Source organism: Secundilactobacillus oryzae JCM 18671 (genome assembly GCF_000740055.1).
Taxonomy (GTDB): Bacteria; Bacillota; Bacilli; order Lactobacillales; family Lactobacillaceae; genus Secundilactobacillus; species Secundilactobacillus oryzae.
The window spans coordinates 15,933-39,676 of sequence record NZ_BBJM01000009.1; the positions used below are offsets into that span (position 1 = coordinate 15,933).

Annotated in this window: 19 protein-coding genes and 2 pseudogenes; 17 read left to right on the forward strand and 4 right to left on the reverse strand. The window is 42.1% G+C overall.

All coding sequences use genetic code 11. The features are described 5' to 3' along the window. The first annotated feature begins 121 nt into the window (after positions 1 to 121). The 5 genes from LOSG293_RS03480 to LOSG293_RS03500 all read left to right on the forward strand — a co-directional run bounded on the left by LOSG293_RS03480 (position 122) and on the right by LOSG293_RS03500 (position 4,826). Entirely contained in the window at positions 122 to 1,423 is a 1,302-nt protein-coding gene (locus LOSG293_RS03480) for a GntP family permease (protein ID WP_034527076.1), read from the forward strand. Between the two features lie 14 nt (positions 1,424 to 1,437). Next, entirely contained in the window at positions 1,438 to 2,580 is a 1,143-nt protein-coding gene (locus LOSG293_RS03485) for a glycerate kinase family protein (protein ID WP_034527078.1), read from the forward strand. Positions 2,581 to 2,685: 105 nt separating this feature from the next. Beyond that, a complete protein-coding gene (locus LOSG293_RS03490; protein ID WP_051907195.1) occupies positions 2,686 to 3,375 on the forward strand; it encodes a hypothetical protein in 690 nt (229 codons plus the stop codon). A gap of 53 nt (positions 3,376 to 3,428) precedes the next feature. Beyond that, a complete protein-coding gene (locus LOSG293_RS03495) occupies positions 3,429 to 3,812 on the forward strand; it encodes a hypothetical protein (RefSeq protein WP_034527080.1) in 384 nt (127 codons plus the stop codon). A 300-nt stretch (positions 3,813 to 4,112) separates the two neighbouring features. Beyond that, positions 4,113 to 4,826, forward strand: coding sequence for a hypothetical protein (locus LOSG293_RS03500; protein ID WP_152551090.1), 714 nt, complete (start codon positions 4,113 to 4,115; stop codon positions 4,824 to 4,826). A 54-nt stretch (positions 4,827 to 4,880) separates the two neighbouring features. On the opposite strand, the gene fucP is transcribed toward LOSG293_RS03500, so the two are convergent. Together fucP and rbsD are read right to left on the reverse strand one after the other, a co-directional pair. Then, positions 4,881 to 6,236 carry an L-fucose:H+ symporter permease gene (fucP, locus tag LOSG293_RS03505; RefSeq protein ID WP_034527084.1) on the reverse strand — a complete coding sequence of 452 codons (1,356 nt, stop codon included), beginning with the start codon at positions 6,234 to 6,236 and terminating at the stop codon, positions 4,881 to 4,883. Between the two features lie 43 nt (positions 6,237 to 6,279). Beyond that, entirely contained in the window at positions 6,280 to 6,675 is a 396-nt protein-coding gene (gene rbsD, locus LOSG293_RS03510) for a D-ribose pyranase (RefSeq protein ID WP_034527086.1), read from the reverse strand. A 417-nt stretch (positions 6,676 to 7,092) separates the two neighbouring features. Here rbsD and rbsK point away from each other — a divergent pair, with 417 nt between their 5' ends. The 6 genes and pseudogenes from rbsK (at position 7,093) to LOSG293_RS03540 (ending at position 14,846) form a co-directional block, all read left to right on the forward strand. Further along, positions 7,093 to 8,010 carry a ribokinase gene (rbsK, locus tag LOSG293_RS03515; RefSeq protein WP_034527088.1) on the forward strand — a complete coding sequence of 306 codons (918 nt, stop codon included), beginning with the start codon at positions 7,093 to 7,095 and terminating at the stop codon, positions 8,008 to 8,010. Positions 8,011 to 8,054: 44 nt separating this feature from the next. Then, on the forward strand, positions 8,055 to 8,735 hold the full coding sequence (rpiA, locus tag LOSG293_RS03520; RefSeq protein WP_034527090.1) for a ribose-5-phosphate isomerase RpiA: 681 nt from the start codon (positions 8,055 to 8,057) through the stop codon (positions 8,733 to 8,735). 189 nt (positions 8,736 to 8,924) lie between these two features. Then, positions 8,925 to 9,347, forward strand: a pseudogene (locus tag LOSG293_RS03525) (GNAT family N-acetyltransferase); the annotation flags it as partial. A 162-nt stretch (positions 9,348 to 9,509) separates the two neighbouring features. Continuing rightward, positions 9,510 to 10,424 carry an adhesive domain-containing protein gene (locus LOSG293_RS03530; RefSeq protein WP_034527092.1) on the forward strand — a complete coding sequence of 305 codons (915 nt, stop codon included), beginning with the start codon at positions 9,510 to 9,512 and terminating at the stop codon, positions 10,422 to 10,424. A gap of 78 nt (positions 10,425 to 10,502) precedes the next feature. Then, a complete protein-coding gene (locus LOSG293_RS03535) occupies positions 10,503 to 13,865 on the forward strand; it encodes a prealbumin-like fold domain-containing protein (protein ID WP_034527094.1) in 3,363 nt (1,120 codons plus the stop codon). A gap of 81 nt (positions 13,866 to 13,946) precedes the next feature. Beyond that, entirely contained in the window at positions 13,947 to 14,846 is a 900-nt protein-coding gene (locus tag LOSG293_RS03540) for a DUF7601 domain-containing protein (RefSeq protein ID WP_034527096.1), read from the forward strand. A 32-nt stretch (positions 14,847 to 14,878) separates the two neighbouring features. Here LOSG293_RS03540 and LOSG293_RS03545 read toward each other — a convergent pair whose 3' ends face one another. Both LOSG293_RS03545 and LOSG293_RS03550 read right to left on the reverse strand, forming a co-directional pair. Then, positions 14,879 to 15,289 (reverse strand): TIR domain-containing protein, encoded by a 411-nt coding sequence (locus LOSG293_RS03545; protein WP_034527098.1) that lies wholly within the window; start codon positions 15,287 to 15,289, stop codon positions 14,879 to 14,881. A 123-nt stretch (positions 15,290 to 15,412) separates the two neighbouring features. Then, positions 15,413 to 15,601: a PspC domain-containing protein gene (locus LOSG293_RS03550; RefSeq protein ID WP_034527100.1), complete on the reverse strand. Its 189-nt coding sequence runs from the start codon at positions 15,599 to 15,601 to the stop codon at positions 15,413 to 15,415. 191 nt (positions 15,602 to 15,792) lie between these two features. On the opposite strand from LOSG293_RS03550, the pseudogene LOSG293_RS03555 reads away from it, so the two are divergent. From LOSG293_RS03555 to LOSG293_RS03580, 6 genes and pseudogenes are all read left to right on the forward strand, one after another. After that, a pseudogene (locus LOSG293_RS03555) lies at positions 15,793 to 17,118 on the forward strand (IS1380 family transposase). 331 nt (positions 17,119 to 17,449) lie between these two features. After that, positions 17,450 to 18,121, forward strand: coding sequence for a type 1 glutamine amidotransferase (locus LOSG293_RS03560; protein ID WP_010009865.1), 672 nt, complete (start codon positions 17,450 to 17,452; stop codon positions 18,119 to 18,121). Positions 18,122 to 18,370: 249 nt separating this feature from the next. Beyond that, the gene (locus tag LOSG293_RS10320; RefSeq protein ID WP_056986975.1) at positions 18,371 to 18,592 is read left to right on the forward strand and encodes a transposase; all 222 of its coding nucleotides are present in this window, start codon (positions 18,371 to 18,373) and stop codon (positions 18,590 to 18,592) included. A gap of 1,449 nt (positions 18,593 to 20,041) precedes the next feature. Further along, positions 20,042 to 20,860, forward strand: a complete 819-nt coding sequence (locus tag LOSG293_RS03570; protein ID WP_034527103.1) for an alkaline phosphatase family protein — start codon at positions 20,042 to 20,044, stop codon at positions 20,858 to 20,860. An 88-nt stretch (positions 20,861 to 20,948) separates the two neighbouring features. After that, positions 20,949 to 22,184: a NupC/NupG family nucleoside CNT transporter gene (locus tag LOSG293_RS03575; RefSeq protein ID WP_034527105.1), complete on the forward strand. Its 1,236-nt coding sequence runs from the start codon at positions 20,949 to 20,951 to the stop codon at positions 22,182 to 22,184. A gap of 216 nt (positions 22,185 to 22,400) precedes the next feature. Continuing rightward, positions 22,401 to 23,711 (forward strand): NCS2 family permease, encoded by a 1,311-nt coding sequence (locus LOSG293_RS03580; RefSeq protein WP_034527107.1) that lies wholly within the window; start codon positions 22,401 to 22,403, stop codon positions 23,709 to 23,711. The last annotated feature ends 33 nt before the right edge of the window (positions 23,712 to 23,744 follow it).

The window sequence follows — 23,744 nt, forward strand, 5'->3', positions numbered from 1 at the left end:
GAAATAGAAAGTTACATTTTACAAAAAGTAAACCGATTGACTGAAAAAACAAGGTGTTATTTTGAAAAGATGTATGTTATTATCCGTTATGAATACGTTTTCATGAAAAGGAGCTAATAAGATGACAGTTAGTTGGATCGGGGCGTTAGTTGGCTTAGCGCTCGCAATTATCCTGATTTTGTATAAACTCAATCCGGTTTATTCGTTGCTGTTGGGGACCATTGTTGGAGCTGTTATTGGTGGCGCTAATATGGTTCAAACCACCAATATTGTTGTCGCCGGAACACAGTCCGTGATGGGCACGGTGGTGCGAGTGTTAGCAGCTGGCGTTTTGGCCGGCGTCATGATGGAGTCTGGGGCCGCCAACGTGATTGCGAAGACCATCGTGGAAAAACTGGGTGAACGGTTTGCCATCGTTTCGCTGGCCTTGTCGACTATGGTGATCACGGCCGTGGGGGTCTTCATTCCGGTTGCTGTGCTCATTGTGGCACCGATTGCGTTAGAGGTTGGCACCCGGATGCATATTTCAAAGTTGGCACTTTTGATAGCGCTTTCGGGAGGCGGCAAAGCCGGGAATATCATTTCACCGAACCCTAACACGATTGCGGTTGCCCATGCATTTGGCTTGGATTTGAGTGCTGTGATGATTGCTGATTTTATTCCAGCCATCTTCGGTCTCGTCATGGCCATCTTATTGGCGACTTTAGTAAAGAACAAGGGAGATATCGCGAGTGAAGCTGATCTAGCAGCTATCAAAGCGGACGAGCAGCCAGCGCCAGAGCACTTACCGTCGTTTGGACAAGCAATTGTGACGCCTTTAGTGGCGGTCGTGCTACTGTTACTGAATCCAATTGGGAGTATCTTCAAGATTGGCTTGCTGGAAAAAATTCAGTTGGATGCGATGTACATTTTGCCACTTGCCGGGTTAATTGGTATGTTGGCGATGAAAAAGGGCCGGTTTGTTCTAGAATATACGAAGAAGGGGATGGCCCGGATGACTGATGTGGTCCTAATTTTAATCGGTGCCGGTGCGATTGGTGGTCTGATTACCTCCTCGACACTACCAAGTGCCTTCGTTGGCTTGATTAAGGCATCGGGACTTTCCGGAACGTTCCTCGCACCGGTAGCCGGGATCTTGATGGCGGCAGCGACCGCTTCAACCTCAACTGGGGTCATCCTGGCAACTGGCTCGTTCGGTAAATCGATTCTGTCATTTGGCGTTGCACCGTTGGCAGCAGCCGTTATGATTCATACCGGAGCGACCGTGATCGATCACCTGCCACACGGCAACTATTTCCACGTGACGGCCAATGCGATGAATATGGATTTACGCGCGCGGATGAAGTCGGTAACGTACGAAACGTTGGTTGGATTAACGATGACTATTGTGGCTACAATTATGTACGGCTTCCTATTTAAGTAGAGAGGAGTTTTGAAATGAAATTTGTGTTAGCGCCAGATTCGTTTAAAGAGAGTATGACCGCTAAAGAGGCGGCAGCAGCATTAGAACGCGGGTTGCGAAAGGTGCTCCCGAATGCAACCTATCAACAGGTGCCGATGGCGGATGGCGGTGAAGGTACAGTGCAGTCCTTAGTGGATGCAACCAATGGTCAGTTTGTTGAAGAAGCAGTGCTAGATCCGTTAGGCCAACCAACCAGTGCGCGATTTGGCCTATTAGGTGATCAAACGACTGCGGTCATTGAAATGGCTGCAGCTAGCGGGATTCAGTTTGTCAGTGAGCAAACCAAGAATCCACTAAAAACGTCAACGTTTGGGACGGGTCAGCTGATTCGTGCCGCAGTGGAAAAGCATGGTGCCACTAAAATCATCATTGGTATTGGTGGTAGCGCCACTAATGACGGTGGTGCGGGGATGGCTGAGGCATTGGGAGTGAAATTGCTCGATACCAATGGTAAGCCAATTCAACGTGGTGGCGGTCATTTAGACGACTTGGTGACCATCGATGTGAGCGGTGTGCCAGAAGCTATTCGGGAAGTTGAAATTGATATCGCTTCTGATGTGACGAATCCCCTGACCGGCGAGAAGGGCGCATCGGCAGTCTTTGGACCACAAAAGGGTGCCACGCCTGAAATGATTAAGACCTTGGATGCCAACTTACATCATTATGCCGAAGTCATTAAAGTTCAACTAGGTAAGGACTTGGAACATCAGCCGGGAGCTGGTGCTGCGGGTGGCTTGGGTACGGGTTTGCTGGCGTTTACTAATTCGCAAATGCGACGGGGTGTCGATATTGTGGTCGAGATGACCCATTTGAAAGAAGCGTTGAAAGACGCGGACGTTGTCATCACTGGAGAGGGTGGCATCGATTTTCAAACGCAGTATGGAAAAACACCGACTGGCGTCTCGTTGGCAGCCAAAGAGGTTAACCCGGATGCAACAGTGATTGCAGTCGGTGGACGCATTGGAGATGGACTCGACACGCTCTATGAGCTGGGAATTCGTGCTATTTTTCCAATTGTGCCCGGTGCCATGTCGCTCAGTGAGGCGATGAATTCGGGTCAGGAAAATCTGGAGCGAGTCGCGGAAAGCTTGGGAAGGCTGTTCAAACGGTTTGAGTAACTGTGTGACAGTTTGGTAAAGATTTAGTAACAACGCTGGTGAGAAAGCGCTGCAACAACTAACGCAAGTGAAAAGACTTATGCAAAAATTGCTTCATACCCATCATTGATTGGGACATCTTCAACTCGTAACGTTACGTTGAACGGTACTAATGCTATTTACACAAAGGTTGGTACGTTGAAGGGCGCTCGTGTAGTTGCTTCAAAGACAACAGTTAAGCATTTAGCTAACTCAACTAGCTCAAAGAAGAACTTCCGTGTTTACGATGTTGCGGTTACAAACCGTGGCTCAGTTTACTACAAGGTTGTTTCATTCGATAAAGCTTATCGTGGTTGGATTTACGGTGGTAAGAGCGCATCTACGTTTGCCGGTGGTATCAACAGTTACGATACCTTCACAGAAGGTACTTTAACTACTGAACAAAAGAATGGGACATTCTCAATTGCTAACCCTGGTACTGCTAACGATAACAAGACTGTTACTTACAAGGTTCCAGCTTGGACGCAATACAAGGTTGGTCGTGTGATTACTGACTCAACACCATATAAGGAAGCACACTTCAATATTACCGCTGTGGGTACTCGTACTCGCGAAGGCGACACTTGGGTTAAGGTTGAAGCTACTGACGCGAAGTATTCAGCTGCTAACGGCTGGATCTTATACAGTGGCTTGAAGGCTGACGGTGTAACTGCTCTGCTAAAGGTTCAACCGTTACCCTGTATGATGCAAACAATAACTCAGAAAAAATTGCTACGGTTATTGTACCCGTTGATGACAATAAAACAGTTAACTTAGCCACAAGTGATGTAGTTAAAAAGGCTGTTCCAGCAGGATATAATGCAAATAGTTTGGTTTTCACAGCTACCGGCTCTACGGCAGCTGCTCAAGGCACTCAATACAATGCTTATGTAACACCAAATGCTACGAAGGCAGTCACAGCAGTTGATACGCAACAAAAGACCGCTAATGGTGGTTATACACCTTTATCATTTACTAGTGATTCAGCTGCTTTCACAGCTTGGACAACTGCAAAGACTGCTTTATCCACTGATACAACAGTTCAAGGCCCTGAAGGTAAAGTCTTTGATAAGGCAACCTTGGTAACAGCTTTAACTAAGGCTGGCTATACTACCATTGTTGGTACTGATAAGACTTATACTTTAGATACAGCATCACTTCCAGATACACCAACGTATGGCGCAGCGTTAACTTTAGTTTACACAGTAAAATAATAAATTAATTTGCCATGCTTCAAAAAAGGTCGATCCCCTCGGATCGATCTTTTTTTGTACCCGCCTGAAATTAATTTCAATTTAACGCTACTTATTTGTTTACCAATGTAACTTTTATAAACTAATGTGAACAAAGTTTCAATTAAGTCTTTACATCATAGACGACTTTCCGTATACTTTTAAAAAATAATTGATAAATCAAGTTTATTTGGAGGGGTTTTCATCAAGCAGCAGGAGATAACTTTCGACACACAGCCGGAATATAAGGAGTTGAAGCATTTAAAAGCCTGGTTTCGTACCATGGTGATCAAACAGGGGTACCTTGATGTCGAGCAGCTTAAGCTTTCCGTCTTTGAGGCAAGTGGCAAACTAGTTAAGGTTCAGGGGCTACATTGGGATGATATTCTGCTTTTAGTACCAATAAAGGGGAATCCCTCACGCTGGACGGCGGTCTTACATCGAAAACACGGTTACATTGCGGTTAATCAGTCTTGCAATGCGATGCTTCGTGAGCGTGAAGAGGAGTGGCTTGATTACAGTGTTTTTGTGAAAAACAACTTTGCCAAAATGGCAAAAGTGCACTCGCTCATGCCCCGACTGCTGGATCCTGGGGTTTTCATGCTCCCGATTCCACCCAAGCGGTATAACAATACGAGTTGGTGCCGCTGGGATAGGGACACCATGTATGGCAGCATCATCAGCAATAAGGAAGAGCTATCCATGATGTTCTATAATGGTTTCTTGAGCGTCGTCTTTCATATTGATGAAAAGGCCTTTTCACGGCGATTAAGTAACGCAGAGAAGATTGAAGCAGTCGTGAGTCAACTCTGTATGGAATTGCGGGGTACCGGTAAAACTAAAGGGACACCGGTGCTGGATACCTTTATCAATACGGTGGGTGGTGACTTTGCTAGTAAGTTTAGCGGTCGGGTTACCCGTGATCTGCTAGGTCAGGCACTAAAAGAAATGCGAGACAGTAATATGACGGTCATGCCGGAATTTGAAGATTTTTAAATTAAAAAATACCCTCACAGCACGCGCTGTGAGGGTATTTATTTTGAGATAGTATTAATGTTCTTGAACTGATTCAGGGTACTTTTTGTCGAAACGACCTTCAGTGTAGAAGTGAAGGGTAACGATTGCGTAACAGATAGCTGGCACGATGAATGAGAATTGAAGCGTCGTTGCATCTGAAACTAATCCTTGGATAGCTGGGATGATGGCACCACCGATTAATGACATAACGATGATGGCACCAGCAGTTTCCGTGTACTTCTTTTCAGTAACGGCATCCAACGTCCGAGTGTAAATGGTTGGCCATTCTGGACCGAAGAAGAAACTAGTCATGATGGCAGCATAAACGGCAATCATGCTTGGTACCGTAAAGGTAATAACCAATGAAACGATTCCAAGGAATGAGAAGGCAGTCAATGTACCCGTAATGGAGAAACGAGACATGAAGAAGTTAGCGACCAATTTACCAACGAACCACGCAATGTAACTGTAGACCATGAACGTTGAAGCGGCGCTATCAGTGATGTGGTGGTTCAATTCCAAGGCCAAACGAATCGTAAATGACCAAACTGTGGTTTGCATACCGGCGTAGATGAATTGGGCACCGACACCCTTCATGAAACGGTAGTTGTGAGTCAAGTACTTGATTGTTTCGACTAATGAAGGCTTGTCTTCAGCAGCTTCTTGGCCATCGGCTGCTTGGGAAAGGGCCTTGGCACGAGGCATTGGTGTTAAAGCTAAGATGATGAGCATGACAATCAAAACAACCAAGATGTACTTGTATGGACGCAATGTGAGTTGCAACATCTTTTCACCATAGGCAATTCGTTCGGCACCGTGCATACCGGCCATCTTTTCGCCAAGGTTACCAACTGTACCGAAGATGAGGTACTTACCAAGCAGGATACCAGCGATGTCACCAAGTGGGACCAGCGTTTGAGAGATGTTCAAACGAATGGTTGAGAAACGCTTAGGTCCCAGCATTGAACTGTAAGTATCACAGGAGGTTTCGAGGAAGCTCAAGCCAATCGCAATAGCGAAGATGGCAACCAGGAACATGCTGTAAGTAGCCACGTTAGAAGCAGGGAAGAATAAGGCACATCCAATAATGTAGAAAATCAAACCAGTCATAATGGCAAATTTATAGGATTGCTTCTTGATAATTAACGAAGCGGGGATGGCAATTAAGAAGTAACCACCATAGAAAGCACTTTGGACGAAAGCGGTTGAAGCATCGTTTAATTGGAAGACGGTCTTGAACTGTGTGATCAAGATATCGTTCAAACTAGCAGCTGCTCCCCAAAGTGGGAAGATCATTGAAACAATAATGAATTGAAAGATGGGCGTTTTGCTGAGGTAACCATCGGCAAGTTGCGTCCAACCATGAGTCTTTTGGGCAGTTGATTGCATTGTTAACACTCCTTAGTGTATTTAGTAAAAGGTTTTACAAAAATTAGAATGTGACACCAGATTCCAAGATGATGTTAGAGAAGGCGGTCATTTCACCGGTCCGAACGAATGCGTGAGTCTTAGCGGTGTTCTTCTTTAACTCTGAGTGAGGCATGTATTCAATTTCAACGTCAGGTAGGAGATTCTTAATGGCAGTCAATTGATCAGGGTTGACCGTTTTGATTTCTTCAGCCAAGTAAATCTTTTGAACTTCAAGTTCGCTCAAGACGTTCTTTAAAACATCGATGAAGCTAGGGAGTTGCTTTGTGAGCGCCAAGTCAATTTTCTTGGTACCCATTGGAACTGGCATACCGACGTCACCGATGCTTAACCAATCCATGTGACCCATTCCAGCAATTACAGTAGATAATTCTGAGTTGATAACAGTTGTTTTCTTCATAAAACTAAATGCTTCCTTTCTGGTTTTTTATTATTTGAAACAAGCTGAGCATGAAGCGTTTACAAATCATAAATACGTAAACCGATTTACTAAAGGCGCCAACCCGTCAAAAAATAAAATGAGATGATTAACGACGAGAATCTTAGCACAAAATAAAAGGGATTACAACATTGTTTTATAAACGATTTTATATGAAAATGAATAAAAACGGGTTATATTAGTGTATATCGTCAGAATTTTAAGTTTAAAATTTTTAAAAGGTGTGCAATCGATTACAATTTCTGTGAAGCGGTTCACGTTTAGGATAAAAAAGACTTGTTTCCAATTTCAGATTATGATATTCTGTCCCATGGATGAATAAGAATGAAATTAGTAAAACGTTTTACGAAATTAATAACTAGAAGGAGTCGAATCATAATGACTAACAAAGTGACGGTTTTAGGAAGTTTAAATGTTGATACAACGATGCGTGTAAAGCGGATGCCATTACCTGGTGAAACGCTCCAAGCTGAAAACAAGAGTAGTGCTGCTGGTGGTAAGGGTGCAAACCAAGCCGTTGCCGCTGCTCGTGCTGGTGCCGAAACCAGTTTTATTGGTAAGGTTGGTAAAGACAGTTCAGGCCAATTTATGATCGAATCGTTGCAAGACGACAACATTGATACAACCTGCATCGCTACTGACGAAACGGTCGGAACTGGTTCAGCCTTTATCCTATTAGATGAAGAAGGCCAAAACAGTATTTTGGTTTACGGTGGTTCTAACCAACAAGTCAAAAAAGAAGAAGTCGTGGCTGCTGAAGATAAAATCAAGAACGCTGACTTCTTGATTGCCCAATTTGAAACACCACAAGCTGCCGCAGTTGAAGCATTCAAGATTGCCAAGGCTAACGGTGTCTTTACCATTTTGAACCCAGCTCCTGCTGCTGAAATCGATCCTGAACTTTTGAAACTATCTGATATTATCGTGCCTAACGAAACAGAAAGTGCAACGTTGACTGGTATTGAAGTAACAGACGAAGCTTCAATGGTGGCCAACGCCGACAAGTTTAAAGAAATGGGCGTTGAAAACTTAATCATCACCGTTGGTAGTAAAGGTGCCTTCTACTCAACTAAGGCGGGTCACGACTTTGTACCAGCATTTAAGGTTAAGGCCGTTGATACGACCGCCGCGGGTGATACCTTCTTAGGCTCATTGAGTTCACAATTAAAGCCTGATTTGAGCAACATTGCTGAAGCCTTAACATTTGCACAACGAGCAAGTTCAATCGCAGTGCAACGCTTAGGTGCGATGCCTTCAATTCCAACTTACGAGGAAATCGTTGAAGCAAACAAGTAGTATAGTAGAGTTAGTTAAAATGAATCAGAAATGAGGGCTTACAATTGGATCAAAATCAGTTAAAAGAATTAGTTGGCCGCGAAGCTGTTAAGTTTATTGAAGGCGGCATGATCGTTGGTTTAGGAACTGGTTCAACGGTTAAATATATGATTGATGCGCTTGGCGAACGGGTTAAGAACGAAGGCTTGAGCATCGTTGGTGTGGCTACTTCTGACCGTAGTGCTAAACAAGCCGAATCACTTGGCATCGAAGTTAAACAGTTGGATGACGTTGACCACATCGATTTAACTATTGATGGTGCCGACGAAATCAGTGATGATTTCCAAGGCATTAAGGGTGGCGGTGCGGCTCACCTTTGGGAAAAGATCGTTGCCATTAATTCAACGAAGAACATTTGGATTGTTGACGAAAGCAAGATGGTTCACACTTTGGGCAAGTTTCCATTGCCACTTGAAGTGATTCCATTTGGCTCGACTCATGTTTTGGAAAAATTAGATAAGATGGGTTTGAACCCAGCATTCCGGATGAACGGCGACGAACACGTTTTGACGGATTCTAAGAACTACGTTATCGACTTACACATGGGTAAGATTGAAAATCCTGCTAAGCTTGCTGAAACCCTAAACGGGATTGTTGGTGTTGTGGAACACGGACTCTTCTTGAATGTTGTTAACGAAGTCATCGTCGGCCGTCAAGATGGACCAGAAGTTTTACACGCCCGTTAAATTGAAATTGAAGTCATCGACTTTGTCGGTGGCTTTTTTGGTATAATTAGAAAAAAATGAAGGTAAGATGATAATTATGCCATTTGAATACCGAATCAACGAAAATCTAAGCATTGCGCTTCCGAACCCTAATCAGGATGCAGGTCCTCTGTGGGAAGCGATAGTAAATAGTCGCCATGGCTACCCTGGGCCAACGAGATGCAGGAAGAGCGTGAAGAGCTCGATTTTCTCAGAGAATGTAACTTAAATGCTGGAGAAGGAAAGTCGCTGAATTTGGTCATTCGCTTTAACGGCCGTTCGGTTGGCATCAATAGTTTTAACGAATTTGGTCCACTAGATCATAGTTCGGAGATTGGCTATTGGCTCAATACTGCCGATACCGGCAAGGGAATTGTGAGCCAGGCACTTCAAGGTTTGATGACCGTTGGCTTTCAAGAACTCGGATTGAATAAATTGATTATCAGAGCCGCAGTGGCAAATGATCCAAGCAATAGCGTCGCCAAGCGCGCTGGCTTTCATTTAGATGGCGTGGAGCGGGAAGGTATCCGTTTGGACGACGGCTTCGTGGATGTGAACCAATGGTCAATGTTGCGATCGGAATGGCAACAATAAAATAGCATTAAATCAGGATGGTCGGTATGATGACCATCTTTTTTTGTGAACTTATCAACTTCATAACCTATTCATAATTCATTCAAATTGATACGTTACACTCAAGATAAGAGTCAAGAGTCGGGTAAGCACACGCAGGCAATTTTGAAAGGATGATGATGAATGGTTAAGAAAGGAACGATAATCCAGATCATCGCCGTATTTACGTTTGTATTGGGAAACATGTACCAGGGTGTAGCGGCGCTGGCCAATGGACATCGCTCTCAAGTGGAAATTGAAAGCGCGATGCTTGTGGACAAAGACGATCGAATGATCAATCAAACGGTTCGTGAGGGCGATGATGCAAAGCTGATTTTTAATCTCGCCATCACGAATCAATCGGGAGCAGAACCTGACGGCAAGGCGGAACTGTCCGTGCCAGAGAGTCAGTTACTCCTGAAACGAAAGAAACAACGCTTCACAGTTTCAAACTCAGAGGCCGTTTTAACCTTTGAGTATATTCGACGTACGAAAAAGTACGAATTGAGTTGGACGAACGTGGAAAGTACGACCAATTTCCAGGTAGAATTATCACTGACTATGGGAACACCGATGGAAGTGAGTCAACTTGGGATTGCGGTGGGCGATCAAGAAGCTAATTTGCAAGCGCTCTCAATTGCAGGTAAGGACGCTGATGAAAAAGAGTTAGCGGAGTCTGATGCGATTCTGGATGAATTACCAAGTGGCATTATGTCAGATCAGGAATTCATTCAAGCAGCTGAAGCGGCGAAGCAAAAGGCTGAAGAGAAAGAACAAGCAGCGAAAAAGGCTGAGCAAGAGAAGATTGACCGTGAAAAAGAGGAAGCTAAGCAAAAGGAAGCTGCCAAGAAGGCCAATGAAAGTTCTCAAGCTCAGTCCAAAGCATCTGCCCGTGAACAGCAGACGCAAAAAAGTGAAAATAAGAGTTCCTCCTCAGATGATAAAGCAGCTGCGGCAGATGAAGGCGGAAGTAATATTCAGGACAAGTTAGATCAGGAAAGAGAAAATCCGGTTAATATTTTTACCGCGGCAACATTGTCGGTGATTAAAGGCAACTAAACTGACGAGTATAGCTTATTAAGTCAAGCTGATCGTGATAGTATAGCGGAAAAAATCTATGATTCAGATGGTGCTGAGATGGCATTTGATTTTGATTTACTCCAATTAATGCAAGGACTAAAGGCAGATGGAAAAACTTTAGTTGAAGGTGAAAAGGCGGACTACACCGAAGAGATTGATCCTGATGGTAAGACGACAACATTTAAAATAATTAAAAACGAAAATACTCGAGGACAACAGATAAATATCACCTTCCAGACAAAATATGATCTAGAGAAACTGGGAGATAGTAAGTATCTAACTAATAGTGCAGAAATCAGTTTGGACTATTTCACTAAGAAAGTGACGGCTACTAAGACGTTACCAGATGATATCTACAATGAAGCCAACAAATCAGGAAAATTAGACATGGGTAGCAACAGCTACAATGACGCTAAGGTTCGTTGGTCCATCGGTATGAACTTGCATAGCCGCTACGAGTACGAAGCAGGCAAACAAATTATCATTGATGATGTGCTGAACAAAGATGGTAATCAGTATCTAAGTTTTGAAGACGGCAAAGAAAACTTTGTGCTAGAGCAGCTTGCCATTGATGGTAGTGGTAATTTCACTGGGACGGCTCTTAGAAAGGGAGTCGACTATACCATCGAGCGTATCACTGATGATAATGTTGAACGGCTTATTATTACCTTACTCGAGACTACGAGCTCTGCGCTCAGACTGAATTTTGATACCAAGGTTGATTTTGAGGCGAAAGGTCATTCAGGTGAGAATTGGAAATTTACTAACAACGCCACAATCACGACACCGAGTGACAAAGAATTACGAAAAAACAAAGTTGAGGCTGAAGTAAGCCACACCAACAAAGATTTCTACATTAGTAAGCGCGCGAAAACGACTGATAATTCCGGAGTTGTGGAATGGGAATCCATCATTAATGGAGGAAACGGTCAGTTTGGCGACAATACGAACATTGAGATTACTGATGAAATGGACGATGGATTGCTGTTCATGGATGAAGATGAATATAAGTTAGAAATTCATGAAGCTGAACTTACTTTTGATGATGGTCAGAAACCACAATACAAGGCTACTAATAAACTCAAGCCAGGAGTGGATTACACGCTCACCCCAACCGAAAATGGATTTAAGGTTAATCTTGATGACAAGTATGAATTAAATTCACCGTTAATTATGAAATACCACACTTTAATCGTGGGTGAGGGTAAAGACGGAGAATTAACTAACCGGATTTCCATTACAGGAAAAGGGATTAAGGGTGATGCGGAAGTGACTATTAAGTCATATTCCCATGGCTTTGGAAGCTACACGCGTTTTGCAACTGATATTACAAAGGTAGATAGTCAGTCCAAAGAAGTGCTTGCGGGCGCTAAATTTAGACTAGAATATGCAGAATGGACAAACTCAGGTGAAGCACCAAAAGATAGTGATTACAAACCACTTGAGCGAAACGGCCAAGTTGTCGAGGGTACAACCGACGAACGAGGCAGAATCATTTTGGCTAACTTGGATAAGATCCCCTACTACCGAATTGTCGAAACGGAAGTGCCTAATGGATATCGACCGCAGAATGTGATAGAAAAATTCAGATATGACATTAAAGCTGATGAGGGTAAAACGAGCTTACCTTTCACTATCGAAAACACTAAGGAAGAACATGGCAACATCAAAATCAGCAAAGAAGTTATCAATCCGGTTAACAACCAAGGATCATTTAGTTTCAAGATAACGGCTGATAGCAAAAACGATGCGTCAGATAAGTTAACTGGGATTTTCGATGCGACCTTAACAGGACCAGGTACGCTTTCGGAGAATCTAAAAGTTCGTTTTGAAAATGGTGAATTAGTACAGTTCGGAGACGATAACATTACCAACAGTCAGTTCACACTCGAAGATGGTCAATCGTTACTGATTAAAGGAATTGAAGCACGTTATCAGTTCGATATTGAAGAGCAGACTGATGGTGATTTCCCATATCGGGCCTTTGTACAGGTCGGCTCGGGAACTGACACTGAGTCATCAACGGTGGAAAACGTTGGTGTTTCACCAAACAGAGAGCAAACCGTTCATTTCCGTAACGTGCGTGAACTTGGTGAATTTGAGTTATCGAAATATACGGTGGGTGACTCAACCGAAAAGGACAAAGAGTTCAAATTTACCATTGAAGCTAGTGATAAGGTATCTGTGAATGGTACCTACGATGTTGTTTCAAGTCCTGGTGGGCCTAATCAAATTACCTTCACAGATAATAAAGCTGAAGTGAGTCTTCGCTCAGGAGAGTTTATCCGCATTACTGGACTTCCTGTTGGGGCAAAGCTGAAAGCAACTGAATTAGGCGGCCAAGGCGATTACAATATTTCCTGGATGGTTCGAAATGGTGGTAGCGACAGAACTGATGGCGAAGGTCCAGAAGCGGATCAAGTAGCCATTGAAAGTGATAGTCGCTCATCTGTTCAGTTTATCAATGCCAAACCAGATACTGGAAGCCTGAGCCTCTATAAAGTAGGGTCTGGTCCAATTGAATCTGATAAGGAGTTCGAGTTTGAAATCCTGGCGCTGGATAATGGTGAGACTGACCAAAACGTTAATGGTGAGTTTGAGGTGTTATACTACAAGCTGAACAATAGCGAGCCCGTATCTAAAACAGTGATGTTTGAAGACGGAAAAGCCACTGTTAAGATTAAAGCTGGAGAAATGCTTCGAATTTTTGGATTACCGACTCAGGCGTTCCAAGTGAATGAATTGAACCCTGTTGATGGTTATCAAACGGCATGGGAAACTAATGATGGTTCTGGAGAAGGACGTGAAGCGGATCCTGTAAATGTTCAAAACAATAAGGATCGCTCTGTTGAATTTACTAACCGTCTCCAACACACTTCCCTAGAAGTTGAAAAGCAAGTAACCGGAACCAACGTCACTAATGATCGGAATCACGACTTTAAGTTCCACTTAATCAATACTGATAACAAGCTTGATGGTCAAACCCTCAAGGGGACAATTGGTAGTAAAGAAGTCGAACTGAAATTTACTAAACGTGATAGTGGCGGCACTTGGTCGAATCAATTTACACTGAAGCACGGTGAAAAACTAGTTGTCGATACCCTGCCAGTTGGCGTCAAGATGAAAGTTATTGAAAATCGTGAAACTAATTGGATTTACGACACTTCTTGGACAGTCAACGGTGGTGACTCGCAAAATGATCCAACCGCAGCGGGTAATTTCTTAACCGATGAATTTGAAACTCAAGATGAAGGTCTTAACCATGTGATTTACACTAACCACAAGCCTTCACAAGATTTCGAACTTAAGAAGACAATTACCGACGCTACAGGTAAAGACCTCGAAGCCAAGTTTACGTTTAACTTGCAGTTAACGAACGACAACGCAAACGTAGCTGGCGAGTATGAAACAATCAACTAGAGTAATGAGACTGGCAAGATTATCGTTGATGAAGATGGACGGGCAACCACAAAGATCGGACACGGCGAGAGTCTCCGAATTTTGGGACTACCAGTTGATACAACCGTTGTTGTTCATGAAGAATTGACCGATGACCAAGCGCCTTACTACAAGCCAAGTTGGAAGGTCAACGATGGCGAAGCAACGCGTGGTCAAACAACTGATGAAATTAAGTTGGATGGTCAAGATGAAGTGACAATCGTTGAGTATGTTAACTGGTTTGATCCAGGTAACTTACTGATCACTAAGACCCTGACGGGGGATGTGACTGACGACAATAAGCGCGACGTCTTCAAGTTTACGGTAACAGTCCTCAAGAAGGGCACTCAAGAGGTCGACACCAGTTTCAACATGGAACTGGAAACCGGTACAACACGTCAAAATAGCAATACACCACTAGTTGAACGATTGAAGTTCAATAATGGGGTTGCAACAGTGACGTTGAGAGCCGACGAATCCGTTCAAATCTACAAGATTCCAACGGGTACTGAACTGAAGGTCGCGGAATCTGATTACGGCGACTACACGCCATCTCACCAGGTTAACCAAGGTGAGACGGTAGTGGGCGATACAACGGGCACCATTTCAATCGCTGACGATAAAGTTCAGGAAGTTGATTTCACGAACCACCTTGAAAACCCAGAGTTTCCTCCGGGTGGTGGGGATGAAGAAGAACCAACCGAAGAAGCAACGCCACCAATCGATGAATCTGGCACACCGAATGCGGGTGGCAGTGAGTCGGCAACACCGGGTACTGGAACAGGAACGTCTGGAGCTGGTGGATCTGTTGGAAGTGGAACTAGCGCAGGAAGTGGTAAAGGACTCCTACCACAGACTGCCGAATTTTTCGCAAACAATTGGCTAATCATCTTAGAAATTCTCATCCTTCTTAACCTGATTGCTTGGCACATTCGTAACAGATACTATGACCGCAAGAAATAAGCGGTAACTAAAAACACCGGGTAGCTGATGAGCTACTCGGTGTTTTTGCTTGAAAGTGACCTCAGCGTTTCTTCCAGATGTCGCTTAGAAAAGGTCAGGCATTCATCGTATTCGGTTTTGTAAAGTGCGTCTGGTGTGATGTAAGTATCTCTGACGCGCAGAATGAGTAGCGGTTTATGAAGCCTCAGTGCAGCTTCAATTTCCCAGTTCACCCAGTTTGATTTATAGGTATTTTGACTGATGATTACGAGAAAATAGTCGCAAGCTCGAATGTGCTGGCGAATTTTGCGTCGGACAGGGCCAGAAGAAAAAGCGCTAAACGGCAAGTGTGATTGATTAACTTGGTAGTTAATTGAATCAGTCGCTAGCCAGTCTAGAAGTTCCGTTAGTGCACGGTTACTTTCCAGATCTTGGCTCATGCTGATGTAAAATTGTGGAGACATGACGATCACCGCCAATTATAATCTTATTGTCATCATAATATTTTGCTTAATAGTTAACAATATATTTGCCTAATGATAAGCCAAAAAAAGCCGTTACCAGAAGGCGACGACTAATTGTGAAGTTTATTGTGGGTCCTTCATTAATAACCAAAGCACTAAATATGCAATCAATCCTGGGAAGAGGGGTGTTAGCGCAAGAACGACGAAAATTAAGCGTGCCACGTTAGCGTTCCAGTCAAAATGATCACTAATTCCTCCAACAACACCAGCAATGACGCGATTTGTAGCGGAACGATGAATATCGATTTTCATTATTGAGACCTTCCTTTCTGATAATCCTTTAAAATCAAAACTTGTGACCGTAATTCTCAAAATTTGATTATTTTAGCTAAAAATAATGCGAATTTTTGAGATTACAAAGAATATTTTTGTCTAATAAGCGTTTTAGATGTTTTGAATAACCTGATTTATTCACAAAGATATGCAAAATACCCATCAAACACATGAGAGAAGAGGACTCTATACTAAAAACTTTACAGGAAATGGCATTAAATTTCAACAAAAACATTTTAGTATCGCATACGGGTGATCAATTATCTTCCGATGGCGGGCTAACATTGTGTGTAGAGCTGATGGCAAAATTCCAGTTCACCATCTTGGCCGACAAACTATTGAGGTTCAATGACCAGCGACGATATTGTCAACACAGTAATTCTAGTATCTTAAAACAGTTAATTCTTCAGATTATTGCTGGTTATAGCGCAGATTCTGCGGCAACTTTTTTAGAAAAAGAACCGCTTTTTAAATTATTATTGGATAAACCGTCTTTGGCTTCACAAGCAACAATATCACGTTTTTGGTAACGCTTTGATAAAGATAGTGTTAGCACATTACAGACTTTAAATGAGGCTTTGATCGACCGTGTTCGACTATTAACCAACCAGACAGCCACGATTATTGATATCGATTCGACTCACTCAGACACTTATGGCAAACAGGAAGCCACTAACTACAACGCACATTATGGTACTGAAGGATATCATCCATTACTGGCAACTGATCAAGATGGTAACTTATTGAAAGCTGTCTTGCGTCCTGGAAATGCCTACACCAGCAAAGATGTAAAAGCTTTTTTAACACCACTATTAAAGCATTATCAAACTCAGCTGCCCACGACTGACATTCTGGTTCGTGGTGATAGTGGCTTCGCCACGCCAGAAGTTTACGATGTCTGTGAAGCCAACGATGTGTTTTACATTATTCGACTCAAACGCAATCGAAAATTACAGAATCTAGCTGAAAAGTTCGTCAAGATCAGTGATCAAACCCAGTAGCAAGAGGAAGAGACTCATTACTACTCTAAAATCTATCAATCAGCATCGTGGCCTAAGCCACGGCAGATTTATATTAAATCAACTCGAGTAGCTGGTGAACTGATCTTTTCACATGAATTTATCGTCACTAATCTGACTAATTTAACGGCTGAAACTGCCTTCGAACTGTATCACAAACGCGGCCAAATGGAAAATTACATCAAAGAAGCTAAAACAGGTTTCTTTTTCGATAAGACTGATAGTTCAACGTTTAATGCCAATGCTGCCCGGATGATGGTTAGTGTACTGGCTTACAATATTGTCAACTTTTTAAAGCAGCTAGCACTGACAAAACATGATTCCGGCTTGTGCGTTAGCACATTGCGGATCCGTTTGTTCAAAGTTGCGGCACGTGTTGTGCATACTGGCCGACGCATTCAGTTGCGGCTGAGCTCGTATCATGTTTACCATCGGCTGTTCTATCAGGCTCTACAGCGTATCCAGGCTATTGAATAACCGGAAAAATTAAAAAAATCTGTACAACCAAGGGACAAGTGTATCCAAAAGTTCAAAGCAATTCTGAGTTAGTTGAAAGATCTCACTAGCTAGAACTGATAAACATCGTATTTCAGCAAAAGATAAAGACATACCCGTCAGTTTTCGAAAAAATACGAAAACTGACGGGATTTTTATGAACTATGAATAATTCAGGCAATTATAGTGTTGGTTGAATTCATCTCTTTCAATTATTTTCAAGTTGAGTTATAATTCATCGTAATTTAGGGCAGTTGCAGGCGAAACCCATATCAAATTGCCGTTGGCACTTTTAGTGTGGAGAGGATTTTATATGCGAATAAATGTCTTACAACATACACCTAATGAAGGACCAGGTGCTATTTTAGACTGGGCTCAAATCCATAATCATCAAGTATATATCTATCACCCATATCGATTTGGATATTTGCCGACAGCAGAAAAAACTGATATGTTAGTTATTTTAGGTGGTCCAATGAGTCCAAATGACGATCTTCAATGGATTAAACAGGAACGTGAGTTAATCCAAGGTCTTTTAGATAGGAATGTTCCAATGTTTGGTGTCTGTTATGGTGCTCAACAAATTACTAAAACACTAGGATACGCTGTTACCAAATCTCCTGCTAAAGAAGTAGGGTGGGCTCCAGTTTATCGTAAAAGTATGGTAATTCCTGATTTGCCAGACGAATTATTAGCTTTGCATTGGCATGAAGAAATGTTTGAAATCCCATATGAGGCTCAACTTCTTTTCTCAAGTAAAGCTGTTAAAAATCAGGGATTTGTGCTGAATCACCGAGTTATTGGTTTACAGTTCCATTTTGAACCCCAAGCTGATAATGTACGTGAAATGGTTGTTAATGACTTCCCATATATAAAAAATTCGGTACTTGGTCAATCTGCTACTGATATTCTAAAAAAAACTGTACCTATTGAGAATAAAAGAGTACTGTTTAAAATGTTAGATTATATTACAGAAAAGTTATAGTTACGCAAAAAATCCACCTCAGACAAGGTGGCTTTTTTGTTATTCTTTGATTTGTAAAGAAAGACAAGGACTGTGGGAATAACTGTAAAAATAATAAAAAATCAGGCAAACTTTGCAGTCAAGTTCATCTGTTTTGATTGTCAAAGCCGGCATAGCAACGATAAAGAGATAAGATAACTAGTTATTATAATATTCTTCGACTAGTACAAGTATTTCTTCGATTTCTTTACCTTGCCATGGAACCGGATGATGGTTAGTGTACTGGCTTACAATATTGTCAACTTTTTAAAGCAGCTAGCACTGACAAAACATGATTCCGGCTTGTGCGTTAGCACATTGCGAATCCGTTTATTCAAAGTTGCGGCACGTGTTGTGCATACTGGCCGACGCATTCAGTTGCGGCTGAGCTCGTATCATGTTTACCATCGGCTGTTCTACCAGGCTCTACAGCGTATCCAGGCTATTGAATAACCGGCAAAATTAAAAAAATCTGTATAACCAAGGGACAAGTGTATCCAAAAGTTCAAAGCAATTCTGAGTTAGTTGAAAGATCTCACTAGCTAGAACTGATAAACATCTTATTTCAGCAAAAGATAAAGACATACCCGTCAGTTTTCGTATTTTTTCGAAAACTGACGGGATTTTTATGAACTATGAATAATTCAGGAATAAAAATACTTTCATGTTTGTGACTTAATTATACGACATTTTATAGCTGATAGACACATTAAAGCATTATCGGGGACAATTGGATAAGTGATGGCTCACTTATGAAAAGTCAATAAATGCTTGCTAAGTCAATTTTTTTGAAACAATTGTCTAGTTAATCGTTTTACTAAGAAGGAGCTAATGCTTGTCTATAAGTAAGGGGTACTGGACTTAGTAGAAAATGTGAAAAATTAGAAAAAGATTAAAATAATGAATAATTTTTCAAGTGAAATGCATAAATTCAAGTGTAATTAATGAACACTAATGGCTATAAACGTATATAATATCGTTGCAACGGCTACATATTTCAGTAATTGATTCGATAAAAATCTGGATTTTCCCTTTTATTTTTTGGATGAAATGCTATAATGAATTTACAATCAACGGATACATTGATTAGTTCCACATGCACCGGCATTACAACCCCCCCAGGTTGTGGTGGTCTTTTTCAGATGTTTGCTCCTACAAACATCTCCTCCCTAATATACTTATTGCTAAAAGTATTCTCCCTACAAATAATATTTTTAGTCCCCTACAAATAAGATAAAAAATTAGGTGTGTGTGGAACAACAACAATTTGAGTTAGCTACTTGAGTTGTTGTAATCCCTCCGAACTACATTATGTAGTTCGGTATTTTTTTGTCTAAAAATTTCAAGTCATTTACTTGCGATTCGATAGGTTAAGACTACAATGGGTCATGGACGATTAGTGAATTAATCGATTGAATTAGGATCTACTTGCACTGATTTAAAAAAGGTGAGCGGACAATCTGGTATTCGGATATGACTTTTGGAATCAATAAACTGGTAATCAACTTTCCTCCAAACAAGAATCGATTACCCTATCTTAAAATCTATTGATTCATATGAGAATTTGCTTAGTTGGCAAATTCTTTTTATGTGACGTATAATGAAATTCCTTGGCAGGGGCGAGGATTTTGCTAAATCTTCTCCAGTTCAGTAAATGGTTTTACTCCTTTTTATAATGTGAGTAGAACCGTTTTTTTATGCTCAAAGTGAGCCGTAGTTTAGTTAAGTAATTAATCGCTTACACGGTTAATTATTAATTGAAACGTTCGTATTTTAATTCCTAAATTCCTAAGAAAATCTAAAAAAATAAAATTTACAGCGCAGAATAAAAACGGTAAGATAGTTATAACGTAAATGTAAGCGATTTGCGTTCAATACTAGTTTTAATCTAGAGGTGAGAGCATGACGTTTCGTAGAATTTTTGTAATTGATCTCGGCGCCATGGGCATCGGAGAAGCACCAGATGCTAACCGATTTAACTCAATCGGCAGCGATAGCTTGGCAAGGTTAGATGAGGCAACTGCAAATCGACTAACTTTACCAACCTTGACTCAGCTTGGCTTAGGCAATTTAAGGGAGCAAAATCCGTTACAACACGTTGAGCCGGTGGACCAACCCGTAGGATTCTACGGCAAGATTCGCCCGGATAACGCGAATAACAATTTTGCTTCTGGCATTCGCGAAAGCTGGGACATGATGTTAGATGGCCGGACGACGTCTGTCTTTGATTATCTCGCTAACCGTCACGAGCAAGTACTTCTGGCAAGTCCACTTATTAGCTACCTGAGTAATCAGGCATCGACTAAGCGGGTTCTGATTCATCGGAACCAGGAAGCCTTGCAATTGTTGGCGGCAGAGATTGGCGAGGAAAACTATCGGCTGAGTTATATTCAGTTACCTGAATTTCAGTATGACTATAATCCGGCCAGTGCATCGGAATTAGGCGACTTGTTAATGGTGTTTGATAGTCAATTAGAACTTATCATGCGAGTGATGAAGCATTCTGATTTACTGTTGATTACTGCTAATCATTCGGCTGATCCTCATCATCCAGAGCTTCTGACACGCGAGTATCTCCCATTATTTGCTTATACACCAGCAATCGAGATTGGTAGATCACTTGGAATTAAGAAGTCTATGGCTGACCTAGGGGCAACCATTCTTGATAACTTCGGTTTTAAAGAGGGACCCGGCACTAGTTTTATCTCGGAACTTCACTAACATTTTTAGTTAACCTAGTATTGGAAACTTTTCGCTTTCGGCTAATTGATAGCCTACGTTAAATTTTAGAAAAAGAGGTTATAAGTCAATGTATTTACTTGTCAACATTATTGGTGTCCTCGTTTACCTGGGTATCGCCATTCTGTTTTCTAAGGACCGCAAGAACATTAACTGGAAATCAGTCATTATTGTTTTAGTTCTTAACTTATTGTTCGCTTGGGTTCTTACTAGTTTCAGTTGGGGTCGAGATGCCGTTAAAGCTGCTGCTGACGGTTTCAATTGGCTGGTTCAGGTTTCCTACACAGGTATCGCTTTCGCCTTACCAAGTTGGGTTAACGTGAAGCAAATGGACTTCGTTACGAGTGCACTTCTTCCAATCCTGATGATTGTCCCATTATTCGATATTCTAACTTATATCGGATTCTTACCATGGGTCATCAAATGGGTTGGTCGTGGCCTTTCAGCCATTACTGGTCAACCTAAGTTCGAATCATTCTTCTCAGTTGAAATGATGTTCTTAGGTAACACTGAAGCACTTGCTGTTTCAAGTCTTCAATTGAAGCAAATGTCCGCAGAACGTAGTGTTACGGTAGCCTTGATGTCAATGTCATGTATCACTGCCTCAATCTTAGGTGCTTATACGCAAATGGTTCCAGGTCAATACGTCTTGACTGCTGTACCATTGAACATTTTAAACGCCATTATTGTGACGAACATCTTGAACCCAGTTAAGGTTTCACCTGAAGAAGATACAATCGCTAAAATGGGCGGTTCAGGTGCCTCTGCTGAAGGTGTTGAAGCAGATGGTAAGAAAGAACCATTCTTCTCATTCTTGGGTGACTCAATTTTGGGTGCCGGTCGTTTGATCTTAATCATCGCTGCTAACGTTATCGCATTCGTTGCTTTAGCTGCCTTGATTGACAAGATTTTGCAACTCTTCAACCCATGGTTAACTTTGGAACACATCTTAGGTATCGTGATGTTCCCAGTTGCTTGGTTGATGGGTATGGATGTTTCTCATGCGTTCGAATTCGCGCAATACATGGGAACAAAGCTGGTTACCAACGAATTCGTTGTTATGGGTAAGATTGCCCCAACTATCAACGACTTGAAGGTCTTCCCAGCTCACTATCAAGCACAATTGACTGTCTTCTTAACTTCATTTGCTAACTTTAGTACCACTGGTATGATTATCGGTGCGTTCAAGGGCTTAGTGGATAAAGAAAAGAACGACCTTATTTCTAAAAACGTAGGTTACATGCTGTTATCAGGAATTATCGTATCCTTGATGTCAGCAGGTATCGTTGGATTATTCGTTTGGTAAGATAATTCAAAACTTCATAGCTCAGGCCAGCTGGTCTGGGCTATTTTTGACAAAAATTATGGTAGCGGTTACTAAATTTTGGTATGCTGTTATTGTGAAGGGTCGCTCGAAACGTCTAGGTACGCTGAAACCCAGTCTGGTGCGTGAGACCACCAGGTTGCAATAGCCCGACAAGTCTAAATACTCGTGATTGAGTATTGAAAGCTAGGGAGCTTTATGGAAACAAAATCAACGGAAACCTCCGCAGATAATATGCGTTTTTTGGAGGTTCTTAAGCACAAAGAGATTTTACGAAATGAAATTATCGCCGGTATTACTGGATTCTTCGCCATTTCGTACATCATCATTGTGAATCCCATGATTCTAAAGGATGCGGGGATTCCGGCCGATTTAAGTGTTTTTGCTACGATTTTCAGTTCAATTATTGGCTGTTTGATCACGGGATTTTACGCTAATTCGCCGGTTATCCTGACACCAGGGATGGGGGTTAACGCCTTCTTCACCTACACGCTGGTTGTGAACATGGGTCTTTCGTGGCAAACGGCCGTCGCAATTGCGACTGTTTCCGGGGTCATCTATATGGCGATTGCTTTCACCAAGATGAACGACATCTTGTCTGAGGCAATTCCCAGTTCACTGAAGCACGGTATCACCGCAGGAATTGGTTTGTTCTTGGTCGAAATTGGCTTAGAAAAGGCAGGACTCATCGTGGCCGGGAAGACATCATTAATTGTTTTGGGTGATTTAACTCAACCAGCTGCGCTTTTGGCACTGTTTGGACTCGTCATCAGTCTGGTGCTTTATCTACGCCGGGTGAAGGGAAGTTTTTTCATCGGGATTATTATCACCTCAATTGTGGGTGTTCTGTTTGGCATCAAGGATTCCGACACGCCAAGCGTCGTGTTACGAAACTTGGTTAATTACCACGAAATTGTGGGTAAAGGTGATTTTTCTCAAATTCTTTCAACACCATTTATCCTGGCAACTTTCTCAATGACCATGATTCTCGTGTTTGAGTCAATGGGCTTGGTTCAAGGCATCCTACCTGAACAGCGAAAGTTCAAAAAAACGTTTCAGGGTAGTTCGGTTACAACATTCCTGTCCAGTTTTCTTGGGACCTCACCAACGGTTGCGGCAGCAGAAAGTGCCTCAGGTATTGAGCTAGGTGGTCGTACAGGATGGATGACTATCACAGCGGCAGTCATGTTTGGACTGTCACTGTTCTTCATCCCACTGCTAGAATATGTGCCACAGGCTGCCATCGCACCGGTCATTATTATCACAGGGGCCTTAATGATGGGGGCCATCGGTAATATTGAAATTGGTGACTTTACGGAATGGTTCCCCGCATTTTTAATTATTGTGCTTATCCCGTTAACCAACAGTATTTCTACTGGGCTAGCATTCGGATTCGTTTGCTATCCAATCTTGAAATTGGCTGGTGGTCAACGGCGTCAACTCAGTTTACCCATTTGTGTTTTGGGCATTCTATTCTTATTAGATTTGATATTTAGTACCCTGCTATAGGGTTAAATATGATTTGCGAATACAAGGAGGAAA

Bases quoted from the DNA above. Each gene is read 5' to 3' on its own strand.
- LOSG293_RS03480 (WP_034527076.1), top strand. From the start codon at position 122: ATGACAGTTAGTTGGATCGGGGCGTTAGTTGGCTTAGCGCTCGCAATT.
- LOSG293_RS03485 (WP_034527078.1), top strand. From the start codon at position 1,438: ATGAAATTTGTGTTAGCGCCAGATTCGTTTAAAGAGAGTATGACCGCT.
- LOSG293_RS03500 (WP_152551090.1), top strand. From the start codon at position 4,113: ATGGTGATCAAACAGGGGTACCTTGATGTCGAGCAGCTTAAGCTTTCC.
- fucP (WP_034527084.1), bottom strand. From the start codon at position 6,236: ATGCAATCAACTGCCCAAAAGACTCATGGTTGGACGCAACTTGCCGAT.
- rbsD (WP_034527086.1), bottom strand. From the start codon at position 6,675: ATGAAGAAAACAACTGTTATCAACTCAGAATTATCTACTGTAATTGCT.
- rbsK (WP_034527088.1), top strand. From the start codon at position 7,093: ATGACTAACAAAGTGACGGTTTTAGGAAGTTTAAATGTTGATACAACG.
- LOSG293_RS03530 (WP_034527092.1), top strand. From the start codon at position 9,510: ATGGTTAAGAAAGGAACGATAATCCAGATCATCGCCGTATTTACGTTT.
- LOSG293_RS03535 (WP_034527094.1), top strand. From the start codon at position 10,503: ATGGCATTTGATTTTGATTTACTCCAATTAATGCAAGGACTAAAGGCA.
- LOSG293_RS03545 (WP_034527098.1), bottom strand. From the start codon at position 15,289: ATGTCTCCACAATTTTACATCAGCATGAGCCAAGATCTGGAAAGTAAC.
- LOSG293_RS03550 (WP_034527100.1), bottom strand. From the start codon at position 15,601: ATGAAAATCGATATTCATCGTTCCGCTACAAATCGCGTCATTGCTGGT.
- LOSG293_RS03560 (WP_010009865.1), top strand. From the start codon at position 17,450: ATGCGAATAAATGTCTTACAACATACACCTAATGAAGGACCAGGTGCT.
- LOSG293_RS10320 (WP_056986975.1), top strand. From the start codon at position 18,371: ATGGTTAGTGTACTGGCTTACAATATTGTCAACTTTTTAAAGCAGCTA.
- LOSG293_RS03570 (WP_034527103.1), top strand. From the start codon at position 20,042: ATGACGTTTCGTAGAATTTTTGTAATTGATCTCGGCGCCATGGGCATC.
- LOSG293_RS03575 (WP_034527105.1), top strand. From the start codon at position 20,949: ATGTATTTACTTGTCAACATTATTGGTGTCCTCGTTTACCTGGGTATC.
- LOSG293_RS03580 (WP_034527107.1), top strand. From the start codon at position 22,401: ATGGAAACAAAATCAACGGAAACCTCCGCAGATAATATGCGTTTTTTG.